At 42.6% G+C, this 18,970-nt stretch carries 17 protein-coding genes and 1 pseudogene; 13 read left to right on the top strand and 5 right to left on the bottom strand.

The genetic code is table 11. The features are described 5' to 3' along the window. Positions 1-41 precede the first annotated feature (41 nt). From H8Z79_RS17365 to pepT, 6 genes and pseudogenes are all read left to right on the top strand, one after another. Positions 42-590: a sigma factor-like helix-turn-helix DNA-binding protein gene (locus tag H8Z79_RS17365; protein ID WP_330607637.1), complete on the top strand. Its 549-nt coding sequence runs from the start codon at positions 42-44 to the stop codon at positions 588-590. 94 nt (positions 591-684) lie between these two features. Further along, complete coding sequence (locus H8Z79_RS15890; protein ID WP_000323895.1) at positions 685-1,110, top strand: RNA polymerase sigma factor; 426 nt, start codon at positions 685-687, stop codon at positions 1,108-1,110. A gap of 83 nt (positions 1,111-1,193) precedes the next feature. Further along, positions 1,194-1,565 (top strand): annotated as a pseudogene (locus tag H8Z79_RS17180) (sigma-70 family RNA polymerase sigma factor); the annotation flags it as partial. A gap of 3 nt (positions 1,566-1,568) precedes the next feature. After that, positions 1,569-1,847: a PDDEXK nuclease domain-containing protein gene (locus H8Z79_RS17185; protein ID WP_456298203.1), complete on the top strand. Its 279-nt coding sequence runs from the start codon at positions 1,569-1,571 to the stop codon at positions 1,845-1,847. 174 nt (positions 1,848-2,021) lie between these two features. Next, positions 2,022-2,789 carry a zinc ribbon domain-containing protein gene (locus H8Z79_RS15905; RefSeq protein WP_187002930.1) on the top strand — a complete coding sequence of 256 codons (768 nt, stop codon included), beginning with the start codon at positions 2,022-2,024 and terminating at the stop codon, positions 2,787-2,789. A gap of 456 nt (positions 2,790-3,245) precedes the next feature. Beyond that, positions 3,246-4,466 carry a peptidase T gene (gene pepT / locus H8Z79_RS15910; RefSeq protein ID WP_187002931.1) on the top strand — a complete coding sequence of 407 codons (1,221 nt, stop codon included), beginning with the start codon at positions 3,246-3,248 and terminating at the stop codon, positions 4,464-4,466. Positions 4,467-4,508: 42 nt separating this feature from the next. Here pepT and H8Z79_RS15915 read toward each other — a convergent pair whose 3' ends face one another. The 3 genes from H8Z79_RS15915 to H8Z79_RS15925 form a co-directional block, all read right to left on the bottom strand. Then, positions 4,509-5,273: a TIGR03915 family putative DNA repair protein gene (locus H8Z79_RS15915; RefSeq protein ID WP_187002932.1), complete on the bottom strand. Its 765-nt coding sequence runs from the start codon at positions 5,271-5,273 to the stop codon at positions 4,509-4,511. Positions 5,274-5,277: 4 nt separating this feature from the next. Continuing rightward, the gene (locus tag H8Z79_RS15920; protein ID WP_187002941.1) at positions 5,278-6,822 is read right to left on the bottom strand and encodes a putative DNA modification/repair radical SAM protein; all 1,545 of its coding nucleotides are present in this window, start codon (positions 6,820-6,822) and stop codon (positions 5,278-5,280) included. 102 nt (positions 6,823-6,924) lie between these two features. Further along, a complete protein-coding gene (locus H8Z79_RS15925; RefSeq protein WP_187002933.1) occupies positions 6,925-7,707 on the bottom strand; it encodes an alpha/beta hydrolase in 783 nt (260 codons plus the stop codon). Between the two features lie 262 nt (positions 7,708-7,969). On the opposite strand from H8Z79_RS15925, the gene H8Z79_RS15930 reads away from it, so the two are divergent. Together H8Z79_RS15930 and H8Z79_RS15935 are read left to right on the top strand one after the other, a co-directional pair. Next, positions 7,970-8,389, top strand: a complete 420-nt coding sequence (locus tag H8Z79_RS15930; RefSeq protein ID WP_015543532.1) for an SseB family protein — start codon at positions 7,970-7,972, stop codon at positions 8,387-8,389. A 155-nt stretch (positions 8,390-8,544) separates the two neighbouring features. Further along, positions 8,545-9,858 carry a transglutaminase domain-containing protein gene (locus H8Z79_RS15935; RefSeq protein ID WP_187002934.1) on the top strand — a complete coding sequence of 438 codons (1,314 nt, stop codon included), beginning with the start codon at positions 8,545-8,547 and terminating at the stop codon, positions 9,856-9,858. 75 nt (positions 9,859-9,933) lie between these two features. Here the strand turns inward: H8Z79_RS15935 and H8Z79_RS15940 are convergent, their stop codons facing one another. Together H8Z79_RS15940 and bilS are read right to left on the bottom strand one after the other, a co-directional pair. Beyond that, entirely contained in the window at positions 9,934-10,785 is an 852-nt protein-coding gene (locus H8Z79_RS15940) for an FKBP-type peptidyl-prolyl cis-trans isomerase (RefSeq protein ID WP_015543534.1), read from the bottom strand. A gap of 70 nt (positions 10,786-10,855) precedes the next feature. After that, entirely contained in the window at positions 10,856-11,359 is a 504-nt protein-coding gene (gene bilS, locus H8Z79_RS15945) for a flavodoxin family protein BilS (protein ID WP_015543535.1), read from the bottom strand. 541 nt (positions 11,360-11,900) lie between these two features. Here bilS and H8Z79_RS15950 point away from each other — a divergent pair. The 5 genes from H8Z79_RS15950 (at position 11,901) to H8Z79_RS15970 (ending at position 18,875) form a co-directional block, all read left to right on the top strand. Continuing rightward, positions 11,901-13,250 carry a hypothetical protein gene (locus tag H8Z79_RS15950; RefSeq protein WP_187002935.1) on the top strand — a complete coding sequence of 450 codons (1,350 nt, stop codon included), beginning with the start codon at positions 11,901-11,903 and terminating at the stop codon, positions 13,248-13,250. 23 nt (positions 13,251-13,273) lie between these two features. Further along, positions 13,274-14,407 carry a U32 family peptidase gene (locus H8Z79_RS15955; protein WP_225877037.1) on the top strand — a complete coding sequence of 378 codons (1,134 nt, stop codon included), beginning with the start codon at positions 13,274-13,276 and terminating at the stop codon, positions 14,405-14,407. Between the two features lie 254 nt (positions 14,408-14,661). Further along, positions 14,662-16,917 carry a formate C-acetyltransferase gene (gene pflB, locus H8Z79_RS15960; protein WP_015543537.1) on the top strand — a complete coding sequence of 752 codons (2,256 nt, stop codon included), beginning with the start codon at positions 14,662-14,664 and terminating at the stop codon, positions 16,915-16,917. A gap of 2 nt (positions 16,918-16,919) precedes the next feature. Next, entirely contained in the window at positions 16,920-17,657 is a 738-nt protein-coding gene (pflA, locus tag H8Z79_RS15965) for a pyruvate formate-lyase-activating protein (RefSeq protein WP_015543538.1), read from the top strand. 330 nt (positions 17,658-17,987) lie between these two features. Continuing rightward, positions 17,988-18,875, top strand: a complete 888-nt coding sequence (locus tag H8Z79_RS15970; protein ID WP_225877038.1) for a cytosine permease — start codon at positions 17,988-17,990, stop codon at positions 18,873-18,875. Positions 18,876-18,970 lie beyond the last annotated feature (95 nt).

The raw sequence follows: 18,970 nt of genomic DNA on the forward strand, positions 1-18,970 counted from the left end.
TAACTGTCATCAAAGAGCCAGACGCTTAAGACGCAGAGCCGATGAAATTGTGGAACAATTCACGAATCATCGGCTCTTTTTGTTTCGTATTTGAAAGAACAAACTCACCAAATAAAAAACGATATTCGGGTGGGTTATTTTGTTATACCCTAAATTACCCTCTGAATTTGTTTTTAAATTTGGAGGGATTTTTTTATGTCCTTTTTTCGGGCAGTTATCTATCTGCTCATACGAAGCAAAATTTATCAATACATAGCATATCAGAGAACGGCAGGAAACCAGTTAAAAAAATTTCTGCCAGTGCAACGGTACTTCTCACCTTGAAAGTAGAAGTACAATCTCCATACAATAGAATTACTATTTCCTATAACCGTAAAGGTCACAGAGCCTTTGTCAATGCGGTCATGGTGGACAGGCTGAAAGCCGCCCTGCCTTTGCTGTCGGATAGTGAACAGGAGCTGATACAGGCAATCTTTTTTGACGGACTTTCCGAGCGTGAAGTCGGGGCGAGGTTGGGCATAACCCAGAGCGTTGTAAACAAACGCAAAGCCAGAATCCTAATAAAACTAAGAAAGATAATAGAAAATTAAAATTTAAGGCGTTCAGCCCCCTTGTTTTTTCCTTTGGGAAGATGAGGGGGCTTTTCTCTGCCCTCTCAATCAATTCTGATTGGAGGAAGTAAGAATGGCATACAACCACGGACGGGAGGACAGGAAATGGCGTATCTGGAAAGAAGCGGAGGAAAAGCTGCTGCGTGAGTGCGGCGTTGATGAAGCGACCATTGAGCAGATACGCATGGCGGACAGGGCAGACTTCAATTCCAACAGGCGGTTTTACCGATGGACGAATGACGTTGCGGAATATCTTGAGGACATGGCAGGCAGGGAGCGGCAGGCGGAAGTGGGTACGGTTGCGGAGTTACTGGAAGAGATTGAGAGCGAAAATCTCTATCAAGTATTAGTCACGGTGGACGGGCGTACCTTGAAAATCGTCCTGCTGAAAATGCAGGGGTATTCCACAAAGGAGATTGCCCCGCTTGTGCATTTGACGACTGGTGCCATCTATGCGAGGTTAGACCATCTGCGGAAGAAGCTGCGGAAAATTTTATAGCTTCTAAAACAGCCTGCCATCCTGCGGGCTACTGGGTGAGGGATGGAAATCCCCTCACTCATTTTTTGCAGGAGGACAACAGGATGGCATACAGGGTTAAGGCATACACGCTTCGGGAGGAATCCACGGAAAGCGGCACAAGGTATTTTATCAGCTTTAAGGACGGGCAGGGCAAATCCCACGAGTTGGAAGTGTCGGAACAGTTCTTTATGGAGTTTCGGCAGATGGAGCGCAGGAACAGGAATCTTTTCTAATGGGACGAGCGGCACAGGGAGTTTAACGAGGTATGGGACGAAACCCTTTACAGACGGGCGTTGCGTGTGCCTAAGAGCCTTGATGAACGCATGGTTGAGGAAGAACGGAATGAAACGCTCTATAAGGCGGTTGGGAGCCTTCCAGAGATACAAAGGCGGCGTTTCCTGCTCTACTACGAGTATGAGTTCAATTTTTACCAAAAGATTACACATCAAGATGTAGGACAGATGGATATGTATATTCGTATGTATGATAAACTGAAACGCAGTGAGGGCGATAACCCAACAATCGGTATTGTTCTTTGTTCCGATACAGATGATGATATTGCCCGTTATTCTGTTATGCACGGAAATGAACAGCTATTTGCTTCCAAGTACAAATTGTATCTGCCTACAGAAGAAGAACTGAAAGCAGAGATTGAAACGCAAAAAGCGATGTTTTATCTGCAACAAAAAGAAAGCGAGGAACAGGAATTAGAGTAAAATGAGTCTGCTTTGCGAAAAGTAAAAGGTTAGCGAAAGGGGCTATATGCTCGGTTATCAAAATCTTGATGTAGCCGTGAACGAAAAAGGCGAATAATAAGGACAGCAACTGCGAGTTGCTTGTTTGAGATAATGCGTGAAATTATAATAAAGGTGTAAGGGAGGTACTGCATAATGGATACAAAACAGGTTATACTTGAACTTCGCACTCAAAAGGGAATGTCGCAGGATGAGCTTGCAGAAAAAGTTTTTGTAAGTCGTCAGGCAGTTTCACGTTGGGAAAACGGAGAAACAGTTCCGAATACGGAAACATTGAAATTGCTGTCAAAAGTATTCGATGTTTCCATAAATACACTTTTAGGCTCACCGAGAAAGCTTATTTGTCAATGCTGCGGAATGCCGCTTGAAGATGATGATATTATCGGACACAATCACGATGGTTCTTTCAACGAGGACTATTGTAAGTGGTGTTATGCCGATGGAACATATACTTACAATGATATGGACGATTTGATTGAAGTTTGTGTTAAGAATATGGTAAGCGAGAATTTCACGGAGGAACAAGCCCGTTCTTATATGAAAGAGCTGCTTCCTACTTTGGATTACTGGAAGAAATATGATGAGCTTAGTGATAACGGTCAGTTTGAAGAATTCAAGAAAAAGTTAATCAATGAGATTAACGAATTGAATGTTGACGGAATGCCAAAGGTGGAAAAACTGAATGCCCTTGTGGGAAAGTATGTGAATCTTGAGTACCGGCTTCCGAATGGGCAAGCGGCTAAGTTTTTGAATGACGCAAAGACATATCTGGGCAATCAGCTTGAATGTGAGTATGGCGACGACAGATGTTTCGGCGTTGTTGCAGATATGGATTTTATTCTTATTTGCACTTATGAAGAAGACGGTAAAAATCCGGAACTTGTATTGTATAAGAAAAGATAAGAATAGAGAAAGCGAGAAATGCCCGATATGCTCCGGTGCAAGAGTGGTTGAAGGCATTAACGATTTAAGTACATTAAAGCCGGAATTGGTTTCTGAAATGACCTTGCCTGTGTGCTAAGGGTTGAGGCAGGAAACCAAACTTTGGTCGGGGAGGTTTCTGCCTTTTGTTTTCAATAGTTACAAGGCTATGATAATACAAGAAGGTACAGGATAAAATAATCTGAAGAAAAATTGTCAGATTAATTTATGCTGCACCTTCTTTTAATTTGCACCAAAAACAAAAAATCAAGAGCAGGTAAATTTACGAATAACACTTATCTGCCACCTGCCGTCTGCCAGTGCATGAATTTTTCAAGTATCAGGAGTAAGTAAAAGTAGATTGATAGATAATATAGAAAAGCGTATTATAACAATAAGAGGTGGTATTTCCCACACAAAAACAGAGGAGCAAGATATATGAAGGTACAGGAAAGGTTAATCAATTACGTGACGGTACGTACACCGAGCAATGAAGAAAGTGAGATGGTTCCGTCTTCGACGTGTCAGTTTGATCTGGCACGAAAGCTGGAAAAAGAAATGGAAGAACTCGGTCTGACAGAGGTCGTTCTTGATGATAAGTGTTATCTGTATGGTAAACTTCCGGCAACGGAAGGAAAGGAAAATATCCCGGTACTTGGATTTATTGCGCACATGGATACAGTATCTGATTTCTGTGACCATGAGATACGACCGGTAATCACAGAAAATTATGATGGTGGAGAGCTTATCCTCGGGACAAGCGGACTGGTGTTAAGCCCGAAGGAATTTCCTCATCTTACAGAATTGAAAGGCCGTACACTGATCACCTCAGATGGAACAACGATTCTGGGAGCAGATGATAAGGCAGGAATTGCCGAGATTCTGACTATGATTGAAAGAATCCAGACAGAAAAATTGCCGCACGGAACAATCTGCGTAGCATTTACTCCGGATGAAGAAATCGGAATGGGAGCAGAGTATTTTGATTTAGAACAGTTTGGCGCAGAGTATGCATATACACTGGATGGAGATTCAGAGGGAGAAATCCAGTACGAAAATTTTAATGCGTGCAAAGCAGAATTTGAAATCAGAGGATTCAATGTACATCCGGGCGAAGGCAAAGATACAATGATCAATGCCAGCCTGATTGCGATGGAAGTCAATAATTGTCTGCCATCTATGGAGACGCCGAGAGGAACGGAAGGTTATGAAGGATTTTATCATCTGATCAGTATGCAGGGCGAAGTCGGTGAAGCGAAGCTTAATTATATCGTCAGAGATCATGATAAAGCAGGGTTTGAGGAGAGAAAAAAGACGCTCCGCCTGATTGAGAAGAATTTAAATGAAAAGTGGGGCGAAGGTACGGTAACCCTCAAGATCACCGACCAGTATCGTAATATGAAAGAAATCGTGGAAAAGCATATGCATCTGATAGGTCATGCAAAGAAAGCATGCGAGACAGCTGGTGTAACACCACTTGTTCTTCCAATACGTGGAGGTACAGATGGTTGTCAGTTAAGCTTTAAAGGACTTCCATGTCCGAATCTCGGAACAGGAGGCCATGCTTTTCACGGACCTTATGAACATATTAGTGTAGAAGGAATGGAAAAGAGTGTGGAAATTCTTCTTGCACTGATTAAGGAATATACAGAAGAATAGTTGATAAACTGGTGCCGGGCATAATGCCCGGCGCTGATTCTTTTAAGGTTTAAATTCCACTGCATGTTTCCTTTTCCAGAGTGGAAAAAGATTTCTCTGGCAGATATAATTCTTGCGCTGTTCGATGCTGATCGCATGAAAGAAGGTCTTCCACATACCTGTATATTCATCTTCATAGGATTCTGTCTGGCGCAGAGTTTCAAATTCTTCGTCTGTCAGGTAACGCAGATAGTTTTCACCGTTTTTTACGTGTACACAGGCGGTTTTGCGGTTATCGTCAATGATCATCCAGTGTTCGGAAGGCATACGGTCTGAGAAATGGTTTCCGACCAACATGATCACGTCGTTTTTGGGCTCCAAATGACTGACATAAACTTTAGAATCCAGACTCTGAAAACGGGCAAATTCGCGAAAATGGTGAGCCTCATTCGATACTCTTCGGCGAATTTCCAGGAGTTTCATGACATGTGAATTGGCATATTGTCCAAGTACGGTGTTTCCGACTGCAAAACCCACACGCAAAAAGTTATAGATTGCCTGCAGAGAGTCCTCATCGGCACACAAAGTGGCATAGTAAACGTTCAGGTATGCTTCCTCGGAAATGTTTCTGCGGATGGAACGGATTACTTTTTCTGCTTTGGAGAAATCGCCATCTATATGAATGTATTCATCAAATAATGTCTGCTGAAATACAGGTTCTTTTTTTAGCTGAATCTGGTTATGGCCAATCCGCAGAGCCTCTGACCATGCATCGTAAATACAGGTCATGATGTCTGTCAGGCGGTCTTTGCAAGTGTATACTTTCATACGTTTATCCTATTCCGAAATCGGCAAGGGTCATCTGAGAGTATGTCTCATTGGCATGCTGCATTTTCCAGAGATCCTTCGTATCTGCATGAATTAATTGTCTGGTAATATAAGCCTCTTCGATGGGGGTATGATACATCTGCTTTCCTCCACAGGTAATAAAATAGTGTGCGCGTTTCAGCACGACACCCATTTTTTTCAGACTTTCGAAAGTCAGGCGGCCATATCTCCGGGCATAGGTGATGCGGCTGGCGGACTTAGGACCGATACCGGGAACACGAAGTAAGGTGGCATAAGAGGCCGTTTCTGCTTCTACCGGAAAAAGTTCCAGATGGCGCAACGCCCAGTCACACTTTGGATCCAGCAGTTCATTAAAGTTTGGCTGAGATTCAGATAACAGTTCCGTTGCCTGAAAACCATAGAAACGAAGAAGCCAGTCTGCCTGATACAGGCGATGCTCGCGCAGTAGTGGAGGAGGTGTCCCGGGCTGAGGCAGGTTGGTGTCGTCATTTAATGGTATATAAGCGGAGTAAAAAACTCGTTTCAGATCGAATCCCTGATATAATGCCTGTGTCGTTTGCAGCAGGGTATAGTCACTCTCTCCGGCAGCGCCGATGATCATCTGGGTGCTTTGTCCTGCCGGTGCGAAGCTGCGCCTCAGATCTGACATGTCGAGGGGAGCCAGCTGGCAGGCATTTTCCCAGGTCAGAGCATGTTTGCAGAGGTTGTTTTCACTTGGAAAGGAAGATGTTTTTTGAAGATTCTTTTCAGAGTGAAAACTGTCATTGAGCCGTGCATCTGTATTTTGCGTATTAAGTTTTTCTTTGAATTTATTCTTGGAATTATCCGAAAAGATACTATGGTTTAAAAACTGATTTCCACGGCTTCGCTCCATGTATGCAGACTTTCCGATTGCCATCCGGTGAGATGCAATCGTACTCTGTACTTTCCCCATAGGATTTAAGATGTTCTGCATGGTTTTGTTTGGTGCCAGTGAGCGCAGGGCGGCTTCTGTCGGAAGCTCCAGATTTACACTGATACGGTCGGCCAGATAGCCGGCTGCGGCAAGCAGCTCATCTGATGCGCCGGGAATTGTTTTTACGTGGATATAGCCATTAAAATGGTATTTCGTGCGGAGCAGAAGCAATGTCTCGCACATTTTTTCCATAGTATAGGTAGGATTGCGCAGGACGCCGGAACTCAAAAACAGTCCTTCGATATAATTTCTTTTATAAAATTCAACGGTCAGTTCACAGATTTCCTGAGGCGTGAAAGTGGCGCGCTTTACATCATTGCCGGATCTGTTGATACAATATTTGCAATCATAGGCACAATGATTTGTCATCAGGATCTTGAGAAGGGAGATACATCTTCCGTCTGCAGCAAAACTATGACAGATGCCGCATGCTTCTGCATTGCCGAGCTCTCCTTTCTTTCCCCGGCGGCTGGAACCGCTTGAAGTACATGCAACATCATATTTTGCCGCATCTGCAAGAATCTGTAGTTTCTCCTGTGTGGTGTAGTTTTCGTTTACAATTGTGGTGGTCATATTTGTATTATACAAACATCTGTTCGGAAATGCAAGAGAAAATAGAACAAATGTTTGCAAAAGTCATATAACCTTATTACAAAATGGCATGTATAGTCAGTTTTAAGGATTAATAATAAAGCGTTCTACACGATCCATCGTAGTTTTCAGGATAGAGAGGTCAGTTTGCACATCGCCGGTTTCCAGAGAGTGGTTGCCATTTTTTGTAAGGAAAAGAGGAACTTCTTTTTGCGCTGCGAGTGCCTGAACAGAATCTGTTTCGGCCCACGGATCGGCAGTGCCGTGAAAGGCAATACTTCCCCGGAGTGGAAATGAAAAAGTTTCTGCCAGTGGAGTAAACAGGATACTTTTTACCTTTAAATTGTGTCTGAAAGCATAGGCAGAAGATATGGCTGTGCCAATGCTTTTGGAAATAAAAAGAATGCTGCCATAGGAACTCCAGTCAATGCCGTGCAGAAGCTGTTCTGTCTGTTCCGAGGCAAGTTCAAATGCCTGTTTCATTTTGGCAGAATCACCCTTGATGTTTTCCGGGAGCGTGCCATAAGACACAGTTTGAATCTGATAGCCGTGTTTTTTTGCAAGACGGGTTGTGTAATAAAGAAGTGGTTTATCAGCAGTATATCCGATGCCGGGAAAAATAACAGCCAGTTTTGGCGCATTTTTGTCTGCTCCGGCAGTGTATGCGGAAGCTTTGTCATAGAGCATCTGCTCATGAAGTTTTTCCTGAAGTTCTTTTAAAGTGGTGGAAGTCATGCAGAGATCTGACGGAAGGTAATCATAATCTGTGATGACACCGTTTTCTTCCGCAGAATAAACAATGTGTGAAGTACCCATGAGCTCCATATCTTCTTCAATATCTGAAAGTAATTCTTCGTATGTTTTCATTTTGATCAAATCCTTTTTATATTTTGGCTCGTAACTGTGAGGGCACTGAACAGTTACGATGTAGGGTAAAAAACAAGATAATTATGGCATGTTTTAGCGGAGGTGGCAAGAAAATCCGTTGTTGCTAATCATAGCAATTGTGGAATTCGTTAGTACAAGAGCATAAATGAAGACAAGAGAGATTGAATAACGATATTGCCCGTTTACTCTTGTGATGGTATCATAAAATATAAATTACAAATATTTACAGAGGAGAACTCAGATGGCAATATCACAGGATGAGACATTAAAAGGAAATGAAAAAATAGAAGAAGCAATTCTGGGATTACAAGAAGAAACTTCACAGGAAATGCTGGCGCATGTGCTTACGGTTATCCGTCGGAGAATGAACGAAAACGGGCAGGTGATCGTTGCTGTGGAGATGAATCCCGGAGATTCTCAGATGGCAGTAAAAAGTCTCCGGACTGAAGATGGAAAGTGCTGGTGGTATGCGTTTACCAGTTTTGATGAGGAGATGAAAGGCCCGGAATCGGTGAAATCCACTTTTTTGACAGATATAGGGAAATTGTTTGATGCAGCAATGACCGTTCCGGAAATCGAAGGTGTGATTCTGAATCCATGGAATCGTACGATCATGCTTGATAAGCAGCTGATCCGAATCATCAAACCAGAAAACAAGTAAGAATTAAGAAAATCGATATTAAGTCCCTGTTCAATCTGGAAGTGCATATTCCGGCAACGGGTGAAGAAATATGGGAGATTTTATAGATGCAATAGAGGAGAACCAGGAGTATAATAAAGGCATAATCAGATTTAACGCAAAGGAGAAGAGCGTGTATGAAAAAGAAACCTATTACCGTATCATCCATCCTGAGCAGATTTCTATTTTTTGTAATAGCATTTCTGATCATAGGATGTTTCACCGGAGTATCACCGGTAAAGGCCGACTTCGAACAAAAGATACAATTGAACCGCTGCTATGCCAACGGCAGTGAAATCAACATTGAATCCTATGTTCAGGGAAGCCAGTATGATTATGTACAGATTTATCGTGCGGACAGAGACCCGTCGCAGGGAGGTACCTTTGTACTTTTAGATCAGATGCCTATCTCAACCAATTACTGGTATTCGGATTCTTATGGAGGAAAGTACTGGTATACATCAGGGGATAATGACAAAATAACCTGCTTTTCTCATTCTTGCAGTGTAGATGGAGATGTTGTTTTTGTGGATTCTACTGTAGAGGCAGGACACAGCTATTACTACAAGCTTGTAATGCGGAGCGACTGGGAAGATTCATGGCCTGCGATCAGCTCCAATGTTGTTTCTGCAACAGTCAAATTATCCGCTCCGGTAGTGACAAGATGCCATTCTTATAACAACAAAAATGTTAAACTTTGTTGGAGCTACACTCCAAAAGCCAAAGGTTACCAGATATACAAATACACTGGAAAAAAATGGAAACGAATAAAGACAATTAACAAAAAATCTACTCTCGCTTATACAGATAAAAAAGTAAAAGCAGGAAAAACCTACAAGTATAAAATCTGTTCATACAGCATTGTATCCGGGAAAAAGATTTACAGCAGCTTTAGCTCTGTTCGTAAGGTATCACTGAAACGTCCTACTGTGCGTGGAAATTACAAGGCCAACAGTGTTTATGGCCCTTCGCTGAATTCCAGCCAGCTTATGCAGGTTCGAAGAGTTGTTCAGAGCTTCAAGACCAATTATATCCGAAAGGGAATGAGCGAGTATGATAAGGCTCTTGCAGCTTTCCTTTATCTGAGAAGCAACTGCAGTTATGCGAGACGTGGCTGGCAGTACAATAATGCCAATAATGCATGGGGAGCCCTCGTTTACAACGAAGCTCAGTGTTCAGGTTTTGCCAGAGCCATGAAAGCGCTCTGTGATGGAGTCGGAGTCAAGTGCAAATATGTACATGCAAATTCCAAAGCCGTTAATCCGAGTCATCAGTGGAATGAGATCCGCATTAATGGCAAATGGTATATTGTGGATGCCCAGGGTGGATTTTTCCTTGCCGGATCGAACACCTGGAAAAATATGATGGGTATGCGTTGGAATACGAAAGGTCTTCCTAAATGCAGCGCCAGTGATCACAAAAAATTTGGATTTTATGGCAGTATTGTATAATAATGTTTGAAATAACATAAGAAAAGCCTCCGCTTAAATCTTACGATTTTGAAGCGGAGGCTTTATTTTACATATTTATTTTACTTCCACAAGTTCAATTGTGAAGTTCAGTTCTTTGCCTGCCATTTCGTGGTTTGCATCAAAAGTGATTGTTGTTTCTTCTTTTGCTGTTACTTTAACCGGGAATGGCTGTCCGTACTGGTTGGACAGATATACCTGCTGTCCGACCTCCAGATTCTCTGAACCAGGAAGCTGTGCAATCTCAAGTGTAAAGATAGCATCCGGATTTGCCTGTCCGTAAGCTTCTTCCGGCATCAGATGAACTTCTTTGATCTCGCCGATTTCCATGTTTGCAACGGCAGCATCAAAGCCTTTGATCATCTGTCCTGCACCGCAGATAAATTCCAGCGGTTCTCCGCGGTCATAGGAAGAATCAAACTGGGTTCCGTCGTTGAAGGTTCCTTTGTAATGTGTACGGCAGGTTTTTCCTACGTTTGGTCCTGTGATATCACTCTTGTGGCCACCGCATCCGCCGCAGCTTCCTCCGCAGGAATGTCCCTCTTCATGGCTTCCGCAGGAATGACCTTCTTCGTGGTGATGGTGGTCACAGTTTGCTCCTGTAGAAACCAGTTCACCTTTCAGATATGCTTTAACAACATCATCAGTGTTTCCCTGTGCACCGGCAACCATCTCAATTCCTGCCTCTGTGAGAGCTGCCTGAGCGCCTCCGCCGATACCACCACAGATCAGAACATTGATACCCTGTTCGGCCAGAAGTCCTGCCAGTGCGCCGTGTCCTGTTCCGTTGGAACCGATCACTTCGCTTGAAACAACCTTGTCGTCTTCTACTTCATAAACTTTGAAGTTTTCTGTTTTTCCAAAATGCTGAAAAACATTTCCGTTATCATAAGTAACTGCAATTTTCATTGTAAAAATCCTCCAATTCATACTATATTGCTCAGATTAGTATATCTTGTCAGGTAAATAAAAGCAACCTCTAAGCAGTTACCATTTTTTTGAGTCTGTCCAAATCGGCAGCATCCGGATGGGATAATGCTTTGTCAAAGTTCTCGATCAGCATGTCCAGATTCGGCATAGGATCTGGCTGCTCTTTCATTTTTACATAACGTGCTCTTACAGAGCCCGGCATCCTGCCCTGGCACATATACTCCCCAACCACGGTATTGCTCTCATTAATAAGCTTTTTGACATTGTCAAGGATATTTGTGAAGTACTCTTCACTGCCACCGAATCCGGCTGTCCCAAACAGAAAGATTTTTCTGTTTTTCAGCTTCGCCAGCAGTTCTGCTGTAGCTTTGTCCGCACTTCCCTTATCTGTCCAGAATCCAATATACAATGTTTCTGAAGCAGGAACGTCTCTTTCAACTGCACCAAAAAGATCGCAGTTTTCCTGCGGCAGTGCCTCATGGATTGCATCAGCCAGTTTTCTGGTGTTTCCTGTTTTACTGTTAAATATAATTGAATATCTATCTTTGTTCATCTCTCAGCGCACCTTTCATTATTTTTTGTTATATCTATTGTAGTCTTCTTACTCATATTAATGCAATAAGATTTTTTTGATAAATGGTATGACCGTTATATGAAGTTGAGGGCAAGAAGATTATTGGAACTGAACTTCAAGATTGAACTTGTCGAAGTAAAATAATCAGCCTGAGCCAGAAACATAGAGCGGTTTTTGTCACATAATGTCGAACTGTTTTTATAGACGGAAAGACCATAACGTGCTACCATTAAAGAAATAAAGTTGTAACAATTCTACAGAACATATCTTTTTCTTTAATGAGCAACAGCCTCATATCTGACCTTCAAAAACCGTTCTGGTTGATAAGGGAAATCTCCATGTTTCAGTCAATAGTGTTGGATGGATTTCCACAGGAAACAAAATATGTACGAAAGAAAAAGACCAGAGCGAGAAGTTCTGGCCTTTTTATTTAGCAGACAGGAAAGTCTTTATGACAGTTCCTGTCTGTTTTGCTATAATGAAAGATAATTTGAGTATGTCTGAAAGGAGGAGCCGGGAAATGAAAATGATAAATGGAGTATCTATGATTCCATTTGGTCTGCTTGCAGGCTTTGCAGACCAGAATGAGATCCGCATCATAGAACTCGCGGAAAATGGCTTCCGATTTCGGACAGCAAAGGACTCGGAAACGCTGACTGGAAAAATAAAGTGTTTCCGAATCTGTTTTTATGACGATGAAATATCTGATTACCGGGAGATCCTTTTGCGTGAATATCAGATAGAAAAGCCAGAAGAAGAAAAGTTTTATTTTACTTATTCCGTATTTACAAAGCAGGAGGACTTTCGAAAAGAAGTACAGGGACTGCTCAGACGTTATACCCGATATATTCATCTGAAAACAGAAGAAGACGATGCTGCGCTTGCTGAAGCACTGACCGGCTATCCCGCAGAAAAAGATGAAATTTTCGCGAAAAATCTGACAGAACAGAAAAATATATGGTTTCAGGATGTCCCGGGAACAAAACTTGCGGAGGTTTTGCATGAATCGAAGGAATTTGTACTGGAACTTGATCGCCCCGAACTGTACAGGATGTACCTTGAAGAAAATATTCAGGATTTTATGAAACATTACTGGGAGCAGACGTTTTTTGCATTTTCCGAGGAGATACCGGAGTGTCTTCCGGACAGGCTTTACATTGGAAATCAGTTTTGCCATCTGCTGTTTCCAGAGGAAAAGACACTGAAAACCCTGCTTGATAAAGCATACCGGGAGGATCTGGCAATCACGATCGTTTACACATATGTCCGTGAAAACCTGTTGAAAAACACCGAAAAAATGCTGCATATGGTGGATAACTGGTGCGAAGAAAAACAAAAAGATGTAGAAATTGTGGTAAATGACTGGGCGATACTCTCTATGGCGAAAAAGACCCCGCATCTGAAACTATGCATGGGAACTTTGCTCAACAAAAGAAAAAAAGATCCCCGGATGAAATACAAAAAAGGAACGCGGGAATTTTACAGTGAAAACAGCCTGAATGCAGATTTTTACAGAGATTTTCTGCGGGAGAAGTGCGGATTTCAGCGCTTTGAATGGGAGAGCTGTGGTTATCCCCAGCGTTTTCCGGAAGAAAAAAACAGTTTGCATTTTCCTTTTTATCAGACGAATACTTCCCAGTACTGTCCGCTTCATGCAATCTGTACAGAGGGAGAACGGGGGAAACAGTGTCTTGTAGAAAACTGTCCGCATTTTTGCGAAAAATATATGCTGATATATCCGGAACATCTGCATATGATCGGCAGATATAATTCGCTGTTCGGGCTGGATCTGGAAACTCTGATGCACCCGGAAATACTTAAAGAGAAGGAAGAAGCAGGAATCGACCGGCTTGTGCTTGGGGTGATATAAGCGAAAAACATGATTCAGGCGAAATGGACAAAATCGATAAGGACAGAAATGACAAATACGATAATGGTGAGGAAATGCAAATGAAGATTACTGCAGGTTTAGGATCGATAGATGAATATGAACGATTTGTCAATGTCGGAGCAGATGAATTTTTTTGCGGTTATGTGCCATACGAATGGACAAAGAAATATGGGACGGTCATGCCGCTCAATCGCAGGGAAGTTCTTTCTTATAATGTGCAGATTGGCTCTTTGGGAGAGTTGGAAATCCTTGCCGCAATGGTTAAAGAGTATGAGAAGCCGGTGCATCTGACGTTTAACACCCTTTATTATATCCCGGAACAGTATCCGGAAATTGCAGAAATCATAAAGAAATGCATGAGAATTGGATTTAACAGCTACATTATCGCAGATCCGGCACTGATTTTGTATCTTCGAAAACAGCATATCGACTGTGAGATTCATTTAAGCGGAGAGACCGCGGAAGTAAATTCTGGAATGGTGGATTTTTTTCAGCAGATGAAACTCAAACGAGTGATTTTTCACAGGAAGAATACAATTGAGGACATGAAATCTGTGATTACACATGTGCGGATGCAGAATGTCGGAGATACAGAAGGCAAGCGAGATGTAAGACCGTCACAGAGCAGTCTTGAGTTCGAGGCATTTGCTTTGAATGAACTCTGCCAGTTTACCGGTGCATTCTGTAATTCCCTTCATTGCGATGAAATGGGATATCTTTGCCGTGTGCCTTATCTGCTTACATGCATAAAAAACGGACAACAGAGGAATGACTATATAAGATGTGGGAAAGCAACATCAGACCGGGATGACATTCCGGGAAAGGAAACACCTTCCATAGAAATTCCGGCAGAAGACGATACGGGCTATCTCCCCGGAGCAAGCGGCTGCGGTCTTTGTGCACTTTATCGTCTTAAGGAAGCGGGCATCACACACCTGAAACTGGTCGGCAGGGGAAATTATACGGATTTTATGGAAAAAGATATCCGAAATCTGCGAAGAGCATTGGATATTATTAAAGCGTCCAAAACAGAAAAAGACTATATAAACTCCATGAAAAAAATACTGTTTCCTTATGGGTGCAGCGGGAACTGTTATTACAGGCAACATTATATAGAAGCAAAAAACAAGATCTGATATCTGACAAAAGAAACATTGTACCTGTAAAAATACAATATATTGATAATTACTTTCAAAAAGACACCACAAATTGTACAAAATTAAAAGCATGCGTTAAATAATTGACATTGGTACTTTCTATAGTGTACACTAGCGTCGTGAACAAGGGCGTGTTCACTTGAAACTAATAAGATTCCGGTCTTATTTTTCTTTTGTGAGAAAAGTTAGACGGGACATACGCGGAATAAATTATATTATAGTGAGGTGCAAAAATGAAAAACTTTTCACAGTGGGATGGTTTCAAAGGAAACCGTTGGAAAGAAAAAATTGACGTTCGTAACTTTATTTCAATGAACTACACACCATATGACGGAGATGCCTCCTTCCTGGAAGAACCAACAGAAGCAACAAACAAACTGTGGGGAAAACTTCAGGAACTGCAGAAAGAAGAACGTGCCAAAGGCGGAGTTCTGGATATGGAAACAGAGGTTGTTACATCTCTGACAGCATATGGCCCGGGATACATCGACGAAGATCTCAAAGATCTTGAAACAGTTGTTGGTCTTCAGACAGACAAACCGCTGAAACGTGCATTTATGCCATACGGTGGAATCAAAATGGCAGAGCAGGCCTGCGAAACTTACGGATACAAAGTAAGCGACAAGATCAAAGACGTATTCCACAACTATGAATTCAAAACACACAACCAGGGTGTATTTGATATCTACACACCAGAGATGAAATTAGCCCGTCACAGCAAGATCCTGACAGGTCTTCCGGATACTTACGGACGAGGACGTATCGTTGGTGACTACAGACGAGTTGCTCTGTATGGTATCGATGCTCTGATCGAAGGAAAACAGAAAGACTTCGCAGCATGCGACCGTCAGGGTATGAGACGTTATGACTTCCAGCTTCGTGAAGAGATCGCTGATCAGATCCGCGCTCTCAAAGGTATGAAACTTATGGCTGAAGCATACGGATTTGATATTTCCCAGCCGGCTAAGAATGCAAGAGAAGCATTCCAGTGGCTGTACTTCGGATATCTTGCAGCAATCAAGACTCAGAATGGTGCTGCAATGAGTGTTGGACGTATCTCCACATTCCTTGATATCTATATTGAAAGAGATCTTGAGAACGGAACTCTTACAGAGAAAGAAGCTCAGGAGCTTGTTGACCACATGGTAATGAAATTCCGTATGGTTAAATTTGCCCGTATTCCTTCTTACAACCAGCTGTTCTCCGGTGACCCGGTATGGGCAACTCTGGAAGTTGCAGGTATGGGACAGGACGGACGTTCCATGGTAACAAAGAACGATTATCGTTTCCTGCATACACTGGAAAATATGGGACCGGCTCCGGAACCGAACCTTACAGTTCTGTATTCTTCAAGACTGCCTGAAAACTTCAAAAAATATACAGCTGACATCTCCGTACTGACAAGCTCTGTTCAGTATGAGAACGATGATGTTATGCGTCCGGTATGGGGCGATGACTACAGCATCTGCTGCTGCGTATCCGCTACTGAGACAGGTAAAGAAATGCAGTTCTTCGGAGCCCGTGCAAACCTTGCAAAATGTCTTCTTTACGCTATCAACGGTGGTGTTGATGAAAAGACAAAACAGCAGGTAGGACCGAACTATCAGCCGATTACTTCTGAGTACCTTGATTATGACGAAGTAGTTGCAAAATATGATAAGATGATGGACTGGCTGGCTCATCTGTATGTTGGAACACTGAACATGATCCACTACATGCATGACAAATACTACTATGAAGCAGCAGAGATGGCTCTGATCGATACAAAGGTTGACCGTTCCTTTGCAACTGGTATCGCCGGATTCTCTCACGTAGTAGACTCCCTGTCCGCTATCAAATATGCAAAAGTTAAAGCTGTCCGTGACGAAGACGGAATCACAACAGACTTTATCGTAGAAGGTGATTTCCCACGCTATGGTAATGATGATGACAGAGCAGATGAGATCGCAACAACACTGCTTTCTACATTCCTTGAGAAACTGAAACACATCCATACCTATCGTGACTCCAAACCTACTACTTCTATCCTTACCATCACATCCAACGTTGTTTATGGTAAAGCTACAGGATCCCTTCCGGATGGAAGAAAAGCAGGCGAGCCGCTGGCACCTGGTGCTAACCCGTCCTACGGCGCAGAGCAGAACGGACTTCTTGCTTCCCTCAACTCTGTTGCAAAACTGGACTACGAAGATGCCCTTGACGGTATCTCCAATACTCAGACCATCAACCCGGATGCTCTGGGACATACAGAAGAAGAACGTACAGAGAACCTTGTTCGTGTACTTGACGGATACTTTGATCAGGGTGCTCATCACCTCAACGTTAACGTATTCGGTAAAGAAAAACTGATCGATGCTATGGAACATCCGGAAAAAGAAGAGTACGCAAACTTCACAATCCGTGTATCCGGATATGCTGTTAAATTCATCGACCTTACAAGAGAGCAGCAGCTGGATGTTATTGCCAGAACCTGCCACGACAGAATGTAATAATGAGTGAAGAAATCAAAGGATATGTCCATTCTCTCGAAAGCTTTGGTTCAGTAGACGGACCGGGCGTCAGATATGTGATATTCCTGAGTGGATGTGCGATGCGCTGCCAGTTCTGCCATAATCCGGACACCTGGAAAATGGGAGAGGGGCAGCAGTACACCCCTTCTCAGCTTCTGAAACAGGCTCTTCGCTATAAGAATTACTGGGGTAACAAGGGTGGAATCACTGTGAGTGGCGGAGAACCTCTTCTCCAGATTGATTTTCTGATTGAATTTTTCCGTATGGCAAAGGCTGAAGGAGTCCACACAACTCTTGATACCAGTGCCAATCCTTATACAGAAAAAGAACCTTTTTATTCCAAATGGCTGGAGCTTATGAAGTATACTGATCTTGTCCTTCTCGACATCAAACAGATCGACGAAGAAGAACACATCAAGCTTACAGGACAGTCCAATAAGAATATCCTGACAATGGCACGGAAATTGTCAGATATGGGAAAACCGATGTGGATCCGCCACGTACTGGTTCCGGGAGGCAGCGATAAAGATGAGTATCTCCACAGGCTTGCAGATTTTATCCATACTTTAAAAACAGTGGAGAGAGTCGAAGTGCTTCCGTACCATACACTCGGTGTATTTAAGTGGGAACAGCTCGGAATTCCGTATCCGCTGGAGGGTGTCAGACCACCATCCGAAGAACGGATCAACAATGCCAGAGAAATTCTGGGAGCGATATAAAACCGGTCAGAGGACTGGAAAAGAAAAAGATCTCAATGTCAGTGATGGCAGGGGGATCTTTTTTGTGAATAAAGTGGCTGGAAATGCTTTTTCTACTTGACATTCCGGGCGGTTCATCATACATCTTTTGTAGATGTGTTATTGTGAATGGAGTGAACCAGTAACGATATATGAATATAAAATGTAGAGGAAAGGGAAGGTACAAATGAAAAACTGGGACAATGTGGTTTTGGTGCCGGAGTTCGATGAGCAGGGTGTTGCCTGTTATCGTCTGGAAGGCGGAGATTATGAAAATTTACACAGATTGGATGGTTTGGCGTAGGTATTGCAATGTTTGCGATTCCTGTTGCGCGTGAACTTTTTGGCGGAAGTACTACGGTTGAATGGGTACTGATTCTGATCGCAGGAGCATGTATGACGGCATCTGCATATTTTGGAATCAAATCTCTGACAATCATCAGCTATATTGCCGTACCGCTTGTTGCAGTCCTTGGAACAGTGGCAATGATCATGGCAGTAAGACAGGGTGATGGAACAATTGTAGATCAGTTTGCCAAATCCAGTGGTTCTCTGAGTGTTATCGGCGGCGCAGGACTTGCAATTGGTTCTTTTGTATCCGGAGAAACTGCAACACCGAACTTCACACGATTTGCAAAAAATGGCAAACAGGGAACGATCGCAACAGTAGTTGCCTTCTTTATCGGAAACTCTCTGATGTTCTTCTTTGGAGCTATCTCTTATATCTTTGTTGGTGGAAATGATATTTTTGAAGTTATGATTCGTCTGAATCTGTTCTATCTTGCAATCCTGGTTCTGGGATTAAATATCTGGACAACAAATGACAATGCTCTGTATACAGCAGGACTTGGTCTTGCAAACATTTTTAATAAGAGAAAGAAACCGATGGTCCTGATCTCCGGTGTTATCGGAACGCTGCTTTCTGTATGGCTGTATTACAACTTCTGCGGATGGCTGAATATTCTGAACTGTACACTGCCGCCGGTTGGTATCATCCTGGTAATTTCTTATTTTATGAATAAAAAAGCTTATGATACAGATACCTTTAAGATTGTAACTGTGAACTGGTTTGCAGTTGTCGGAGTTATTCTTGGTGCAATCGTGGCAAACGTAGTGACATGGGGAATCGCTTCTATCAACGGAATGGCAGTTGCTGCGGTATGTTATGTGATCGGAGAACTGGTTCATAAAAATAAATAAAATGAATCGAGATTTCTCGACAAAAAAGATTGCCGAATTACGACGGTAATCTTTTTTTGTTGGGAAATATATAGTACAATAGTAAAATGTATTTG

Source organism: Blautia intestinalis (assembly GCF_014297355.1).
Classification (GTDB): Bacteria; Bacillota; Clostridia; order Lachnospirales; family Lachnospiraceae; genus Blautia_A; species Blautia_A intestinalis.

Bases quoted from the DNA above. Each gene is read 5' to 3' on its own strand.
- H8Z79_RS17365 (WP_330607637.1), top strand. From the start codon at position 42: ATGAAATTGTGGAACAATTCACGAATCATCGGCTCTTTTTGTTTCGTA.
- H8Z79_RS15890 (WP_000323895.1), top strand. From the start codon at position 685: ATGGCATACAACCACGGACGGGAGGACAGGAAATGGCGTATCTGGAAA.
- H8Z79_RS15905 (WP_187002930.1), top strand. From the start codon at position 2,022: ATGGATACAAAACAGGTTATACTTGAACTTCGCACTCAAAAGGGAATG.
- pepT (WP_187002931.1), top strand. From the start codon at position 3,246: ATGAAGGTACAGGAAAGGTTAATCAATTACGTGACGGTACGTACACCG.
- H8Z79_RS15915 (WP_187002932.1), bottom strand. From the start codon at position 5,273: ATGAAAGTATACACTTGCAAAGACCGCCTGACAGACATCATGACCTGT.
- H8Z79_RS15920 (WP_187002941.1), bottom strand. From the start codon at position 6,822: ATGACCACCACAATTGTAAACGAAAACTACACCACACAGGAGAAACTA.
- H8Z79_RS15925 (WP_187002933.1), bottom strand. From the start codon at position 7,707: ATGAAAACATACGAAGAATTACTTTCAGATATTGAAGAAGATATGGAG.
- H8Z79_RS15930 (WP_015543532.1), top strand. From the start codon at position 7,970: ATGGCAATATCACAGGATGAGACATTAAAAGGAAATGAAAAAATAGAA.
- H8Z79_RS15935 (WP_187002934.1), top strand. From the start codon at position 8,545: ATGAAAAAGAAACCTATTACCGTATCATCCATCCTGAGCAGATTTCTA.
- H8Z79_RS15940 (WP_015543534.1), bottom strand. From the start codon at position 10,785: ATGAAAATTGCAGTTACTTATGATAACGGAAATGTTTTTCAGCATTTT.
- bilS (WP_015543535.1), bottom strand. From the start codon at position 11,359: ATGAACAAAGATAGATATTCAATTATATTTAACAGTAAAACAGGAAAC.
- H8Z79_RS15950 (WP_187002935.1), top strand. From the start codon at position 11,901: ATGAAAATGATAAATGGAGTATCTATGATTCCATTTGGTCTGCTTGCA.
- H8Z79_RS15955 (WP_225877037.1), top strand. From the start codon at position 13,274: ATGGACAAAATCGATAAGGACAGAAATGACAAATACGATAATGGTGAG.
- pflB (WP_015543537.1), top strand. From the start codon at position 14,662: ATGAAAAACTTTTCACAGTGGGATGGTTTCAAAGGAAACCGTTGGAAA.
- pflA (WP_015543538.1), top strand. From the start codon at position 16,920: ATGAGTGAAGAAATCAAAGGATATGTCCATTCTCTCGAAAGCTTTGGT.
- H8Z79_RS15970 (WP_225877038.1), top strand. From the start codon at position 17,988: ATGTTTGCGATTCCTGTTGCGCGTGAACTTTTTGGCGGAAGTACTACG.